The organism is Nostoc sp. (genome assembly GCF_036918015.1).
Classification (GTDB): domain Bacteria; phylum Cyanobacteriota; class Cyanobacteriia; order Cyanobacteriales; family Nostocaceae; genus Nostoc.
The window spans coordinates 241,176-247,448 of record NZ_JBALEO010000009.1 but is presented as its reverse complement, the minus strand read 5'-3'; the positions used below and the strand labels follow the sequence as shown (position 1 = coordinate 247,448).

Sequence of the window (6,273 nt, the reverse complement as noted above, 5' to 3'; positions counted from 1 at the left end):
CAAACACAACTAAACGCAATTCCAGGACAAATTACAACGCTGCAAACACAACTGAACGCAATTCCAGCACAGATTACAACACTGCAAACACAACTGAACGCAATTCCAGCACAGATTACAACACTGCAAACACAACTGAACGCAACTCCTAACAACACTCCAGCAAATCTAGCAAAAAGGCAAGAACTGTCAAATCAAATCTCTCAACTGAATATTCTCAAAAATCAGACACTACCAGGTCAAGTCTCTCAACTGAATACTCTCAAAAATCAGACACTACCAGGTCAAATTTCTCAACTGAATACTCTCAAAAATCAGCTACCAGGTCAAATCTCTCAACTGAATACTCTCAAAAATCAGACACTACCAGGTCAAATCTCTCAACTGAATACTCTCAAAAATCAGCTACCAGGTCAAATCTCTCAACTCACATCATTTAAAGATGTACTGACTCTACAAGCTGCATTAACTGCATATAAAGGTGAAATTGGAGCTAGTGAAATTGCCAAGGTAGTTACTGGTGGTCAAACTTACTATGCTTATAGCTTTGACCCCACTGCATCCGGTATTACTGCTTCTGATGATGGTGTATCCTACAGTGGAATTTATACTTGGACGACACCTAAGTATGCCGCAGCACCAGAACCATCAGTAATACTTGGTCTTATGGGTGTTGCTGGTGTCTTTGCTACCCGACGCAAATTGAAAAAAGCATCTGATTGAAACTCCGGTTTCCATTCCAAAAAATAAGTAAGGGAGCTAACAGCTCCCTTTTTTGATGAATAATTCCTTGCAGCTATAAGATAATTTAATCTTCTAGGTTATACTATTTTTAAAAATACGTGCAAAAAATAAATCGGTTGCAACATTTGACATCTATATGTCTCTACCAACTTGATTTGTTTTTAATATGGATTTCGTACAATGGTATTACTTACCTTCACATCTTGAGGAAGGGCAATTATCATAATATTATTTCCAGTATTACTTAAGTAGTTTTACTCATAAACTTTAGAAAATTACTATTGTAAAAAAGATGTTAACTTAATACTCTAAAATATAAAAAATTCGTAAAAAAAATATTAATTTTTGATTTAATTATATTTGATTATACTATCATTTTAGTATTGTAGTGCAGCTAAATTTGATTTCTTCAGATATTTGATTAGACTACATAAGTACAATTTATATTTGTTTCGCTGTTTAAATGCACTACTATTTTAGTTTATGGTAATAATTGTTGGCTTTTAATTAAGATAATCAGATAATAGGTAGCAATGACAGTAGAATTACTCAATATAAATCAGCCATTGCAGTCACACAAAGTTAGACGAATTTTACTAGTTGAAGACCATTACCTCAATCGGATGTTACTTAGTGACTATCTAAGTTACTGTGGGTATGAAGTCCAAAGTTTATCAGAAGGCTCTGCTTTTTTCTCAACCATAGAGAAATTCGAGCCAGATTTAATGTTATTGGACTTGAAATTGCCAGATATTGACGGTTATTCACTCTTGAAACAAGTCCAGCAAAATCCTCATTTGTCAAAAATACCTATCATTGTGGTTTCAGCCTTTGCTTTTAAAGCAGATCAAGAACTAGCTCTGAGTTTGGGTGCATGTCGCTATTTTGTCAAACCTTTAAAACTCAAGGATCTCATCCTTGCAATTGAAGAACAGTTTACTTGTCGCCACAGATAGCCTTTTTTGCTAGACGTGTATTTATTCCGCTTTTTGATCGGCAATAAACTCTTCAACACATTCGCTAAGAGTTTGTACAGAACTGCCAATTGTTGAAATTTTCTGTTGTACTTGCGCTAATAACAAAACTGCTGTTTGCAGTTCATTGAGGGTTTCAGCCATAGCCTCACGATACTGGATTTCAAAATCTTGTAAATTCATAGTTTAGCTCTCGTATGAAGTCATCATAATAAATATATTCTCAATCATAATCGTAAATTTAACTGACTAAATCCGTTAATTCGCTTAATATTAGAAATTCAACAAACAAACATAAATAATCTCAATAAATTAAGATTTTGTTTAATGTTTATACAAGCAATATATAAGTCTGTTTATTATTAATAAATAATATAGAAAAATACAAAAATATTATTATCTAATCTAAAATATAAAGTTTTAGATAATAAAGTATTACCAATTTAAAAATGTTAACTATAGATTCAAAAGGCAAAGTTTTTATTCTGACAGTAGCAGCTAATGACTAAGGTGACAGCGAAACAAACTCTCGTCTGCTCGAAAGTTGTGATACTTGGAGTAAGTTTTTGGCAAGCCTGTAGCTTAGAAGCGGCTACTTTATATTTACTTGATAAATAATTTGTCAAATCGGCACGAAAAAACAATTTTTCTTAAAATAGAGAAAGATTACCTAATTTTGGTTGTGACAATATCTACTCAAATATTACCACTGGTTAAAGAGCCAGAACGACTAGAAAACCGTCTAGCCGAAATTCCACCGGAACCGGGGGTTTATTTCATGCGGGACAGGAGCGATCGCATTATATATATAGGTAAATCACGTAAGTTGCGATCGCGTGTCCGTTCCTATTTCCGGGATGGCTACAACAAGAGTGAACGTATCGCCACGATGGTGAAGTTGGTGACAGAAATTGAATTCATCGTCACTGATACTGAAGCCGAAGCTCTAGCGCTAGAAGCCAATTTGATCAAGCAGCACCAGCCATATTTCAACGTGTTGCTCAAAGATGATAAAAAATATCCCTATCTCTGCATCACTTGGTCAGAAGATTATCCGCGAATTTTTATTACCCGTAAACGGCAATTCGGCAAAGAAAAGGATAAATTTTACGGGCCTTATACTGACGCTGGTTTATTGCGAGAAATTGTCCGCATCTGCAAGCGCATTTTTCCACAGCGACAACGACCTCAACCACTTTTTAAAGACCGTCCTTGCTTGAATTTTGATTTAGGGCGTTGTCCTGGTGTGTGTCAACAGATGATTTCACCAGAAGAATATCGCAAAATTGTCCAAAAAATAGCGATGGTTTTTCAAGGTCGAACCCAGGAACTGATTGATATTTTGACCCAACAGATGAACGCAGCCGCTGAGAACTTAAATTTTGAGTCAGCGGCACGGATTCGAGATCAAATTTCTGGGTTAAAGTCGCTGACAGCTGACCAAAAAGTTTCCTTACCAGATGATACAGTTTCGCGGGATGCGATCGCACTGGCAGCCGACGAACAACACGCGTGCATTCAACTATTCCAGATTCGCGCTGGGCAATTGGTTGGACGTTTAGCCTTTGTAGCGGATGCTCATGCGGAACCAGGAGCTATTTTACAACGAGCTTTAGAGGAACATTACCAAACTGCTGATTCCGTAGAAATACCTTTAGAAATTTTGGTACAGCATGATTTACCAGATGCGGAGATATTGGCGGATGTCTTAACTCAACGCAAAGGTAAAAAAGTCACAATATTGACTCCTTTGCGGCAAACTAAGGCAGAATTAATTGAGATGGTAGAGCGAAATGCTCAGTATGAATTGCAAAGAATGCAGAAATTTGGCGATCGCAATCACCAAGCAATGCAAGATTTAGCCACCATTCTTGATTTACCAGATTCACCCCACCGCATCGAAGGTTATGACATTTCCCACATTCAAGGGTCAAATGCTGTAGCTTCGCAAGTCGTGTTTATCGACGGATTACCGGCAAAACAGCACTATCGCCATTACAAAATTAAAAATCCCACGGTGACAGCAGGACATTCAGATGATTTTGCTAGTCTTGCTGAAGTCATCCAGAGGCGGTTTCGCAAGTATGGGGAAAATCCGCAATTAACACGTTTGGGTAATCCTGACTGGCCTGATTTAATCATGATCGATGGTGGTAAAGGTCAGTTATCATCGGTTATCGCCGTCTTGCAAGAGATGAATTTATTAGAAGACTTGAGAGTTGTGAGTTTAGCAAAGCAGCGAGAAGAGATTTTTTTACCAGGAGAATCTAAACCCTTGACAACTGATGCAGAACAACCAGGGGTACAGTTATTGCGGCGGCTGCGGGATGAAGCGCATCGGTTTGCAGTGAGTTTCCATCGTCAACAGCGTAGTGATAAATTGAAGCGATCGCGTTTAGATGAAATTCCTGGCTTAGGACATCATCGACAAAAGCTGCTATTAGGGCATTTTCGCTCAGTTGACTACATTCGGCAAGCGACAACTACACAACTCGCTGAAGTCGCAGGAATTGGGCCGCGTTTGGCTCAAGAAATTTACGATTATTTTCATCCTGCTTGATATGACAACTCCCATTCTTACCTTGAACTGGGGATTGCGAACGAGTACCGCAAGGCGAAATTAAAAATGAATACAGCGTAAGCGTTTCATTGATTTGGAATGGGTGATTTATTTACACCGTGTTGTACTAGGGACTGAGTAATGGGAAGGTAGTGAGCCTTTATAGCGGTTCTCGTTTACGTGAGGTACACCTGTAAACGAGAATTGCTATGAGCTAAAACTTTAGTACGTACAACCGGATATATTCCCATAAGTTCTCTCCAAGATGTGAAAAACAGGCCAGTTATCAAAAGGATGCTAGATTTTGCTGTATTAAGATTCAGGTTTAATCACTAGCATTGGAGAGAACTTTTAGCAGCTTCCCGAAGTTTTGACCAAAGGAAGCCGCTTCTCATGAAGTTCGCTAGTTGTAATTAGGTTATCTCACCAGAATTTAATCTCATAAATCTTGTCAGCAAATATTAACTAAATCTTAAGATAGAGATTTGGTTACTAAATATACAGTAATTTCTGTGGTTTAATTTTTGAATACAAGAACGGCTTTTTTATATTCGTCTGGAATGACTGTAAACAAGTCTCTCTCAAGGCATTAATCATAGGGATCAGCAAATATCTAAGCAGCATTTAATTGAAAAATAATTTATGTGTCTAAAGTAGGAGGGTAAAATCACTTAAATTCTAGAATAATAGATAAAGATATCGGAAAGTTATCAAACCTGAAGTTTTGTTTAAAATAATCAGCCAATATTACAGCAGTTTGTTAAGTTGGGTCGAACCAGATTTTTTTCCTGGTTTAACTAGTAGCTTTACCAAATAAAAAATAATTACAACCAGAGGTTTTAAAATGCAGATAGTACAAAAGATTTACTGCCCAAATTGTGGTAGTCATGCGGAGCGTTATTATATTTCTGATAGTCAATTAACTCGGACACAATGCCCAAGTTGCGACTATTTGATGATTAGTTGCACTCGCACTGGCAAAGTAATTGAAGCGTATGCTCCTGGCATTCATGCACACCGCTAGCTAATAAAAAAAAATTAAAAATTCGAGAAGATGTTCTCTAATTTTTAATAAAAGAGTTATTTATAAAAACATAATTCAGGAGTTAGGAGTTAGGAGTTAGGAGTTAGGAGTCAGAATTCACTATGAATTGGAGTCAGATGGTTGCTAAACTGGCGATGCTCTGAACTTGTTGTACTCCTCCCTACGGGACGCTGCGCGAACAGAGAAGCAAGCTACGCGCAGCGTCTCGTAGACAAAGATCGGGTTGAAGTACTAGCAGATAGTGCAGCGTCTCATAGAGAGCTTCTGAAGAAGTAGGTTTAAAAAATGCGCTAAATCGTCTTTTGCACGTCTCTGAAAAAGAAGATTTAACAGTTTACATTAGTGGCGAGTGAGTAGCTTGCTTTTTGCAGGATATTTTCTACTTTCTTATTCAGAATTCTGAATTCTTCTTCAACAGGAATTTTGAACACTTCACAAGTTTTCTTTCTGTTGTCTGAGTTCTTGCTGTCGCCTCTGTTCTTGTAATCTAAATTGTTGCTGTTGTCTAATTTGTTGATCTTGTCTGAGTTGTTGATCTTGTATTCTCAATTGTTGCTGTTGTGTAAATTGTTGCTGTTGTAGTCTTGTTTCTTGCTGCTGTAGTCTAAATTGTTGCTGGCGTATTAGTTCTTGCCGTTGTCGTGTAAAATCTTGCTGTTGCTGTTGTTGTTGTTGTTGTTGAAGGTTTTGGCGTAGCCATGTTTCCTTCAATTGCTCTTGTGTTTGCTGAGTTCGTTCCTCTTGCTGTTGTCTCATTCTTTCTTGAAAGGACTCAGGTTGCTGAGGAATCGGTTGAATTATTTGTCCATAAGCAGGAGAATTTATCGGCAAAGCTTCTGCAAGAACAATCACTAGGGGCAATAGTTTAAGCGTCAATGATCGATTCAACATAAGTTATTTGTTATCGGATTGGGTTGAGCGATCGCTTAACCTTAATATAACAATTTCTA

General features: G+C 37.5%; 6 protein-coding genes. 4 read left to right on the top strand and 2 right to left on the bottom strand.

Annotated features, from left to right (window positions below; translation table 11 throughout):
* Nucleotides 1-723 (top strand): NF038130 family PEP-CTERM protein (locus tag V7K61_RS02720; protein WP_335050698.1); only part of this gene is annotated, 723 nt, incomplete at its 5' end.
* A 554-nt stretch (nucleotides 724-1,277) separates the two neighbouring features.
* On the top strand, nucleotides 1,278-1,700 hold the full coding sequence (locus V7K61_RS02715; RefSeq protein WP_335050696.1) for a response regulator: 423 nt from the start codon (nucleotides 1,278-1,280) through the stop codon (nucleotides 1,698-1,700).
* Nucleotides 1,701-1,721: 21 nt separating this feature from the next.
* On the opposite strand, the gene V7K61_RS02710 is transcribed toward V7K61_RS02715, so the two are convergent.
* Entirely contained in the window at nucleotides 1,722-1,901 is a 180-nt protein-coding gene (locus V7K61_RS02710) for a hypothetical protein (protein WP_292811637.1), read from the bottom strand.
* Between the two features lie 499 nt (nucleotides 1,902-2,400).
* Between V7K61_RS02710 and uvrC the strand changes: the two genes are divergently transcribed.
* Together uvrC and V7K61_RS02700 are read left to right on the top strand one after the other, a co-directional pair.
* Nucleotides 2,401-4,278 carry an excinuclease ABC subunit UvrC gene (gene uvrC, locus V7K61_RS02705; protein ID WP_335050694.1) on the top strand — a complete coding sequence of 626 codons (1,878 nt, stop codon included), beginning with the start codon at nucleotides 2,401-2,403 and terminating at the stop codon, nucleotides 4,276-4,278.
* Between the two features lie 844 nt (nucleotides 4,279-5,122).
* Nucleotides 5,123-5,302 (top strand): replication restart DNA helicase PriA, encoded by a 180-nt coding sequence (locus tag V7K61_RS02700; protein WP_229465180.1) that lies wholly within the window; start codon nucleotides 5,123-5,125, stop codon nucleotides 5,300-5,302.
* Nucleotides 5,303-5,755: 453 nt separating this feature from the next.
* On the opposite strand, the gene V7K61_RS02695 is transcribed toward V7K61_RS02700, so the two are convergent.
* Nucleotides 5,756-6,214: a hypothetical protein gene (locus tag V7K61_RS02695; RefSeq protein WP_335050692.1), complete on the bottom strand. Its 459-nt coding sequence runs from the start codon at nucleotides 6,212-6,214 to the stop codon at nucleotides 5,756-5,758.
* Nucleotides 6,215-6,273: the final 59 nt, after the last annotated feature.

Coding starts and splice junctions, on each gene's coding strand:
- V7K61_RS02715 (WP_335050696.1), top strand. CDS start 1,278: ATGACAGTAGAATTACTCAATATAAATCAGCCATTGCAGTCACACAAA.
- V7K61_RS02710 (WP_292811637.1), bottom strand. CDS start 1,901: ATGAATTTACAAGATTTTGAAATCCAGTATCGTGAGGCTATGGCTGAA.
- V7K61_RS02695 (WP_335050692.1), bottom strand. CDS start 6,214: ATGTTGAATCGATCATTGACGCTTAAACTATTGCCCCTAGTGATTGTT.
- V7K61_RS02700 (WP_229465180.1), top strand. CDS start 5,123: ATGCAGATAGTACAAAAGATTTACTGCCCAAATTGTGGTAGTCATGCG.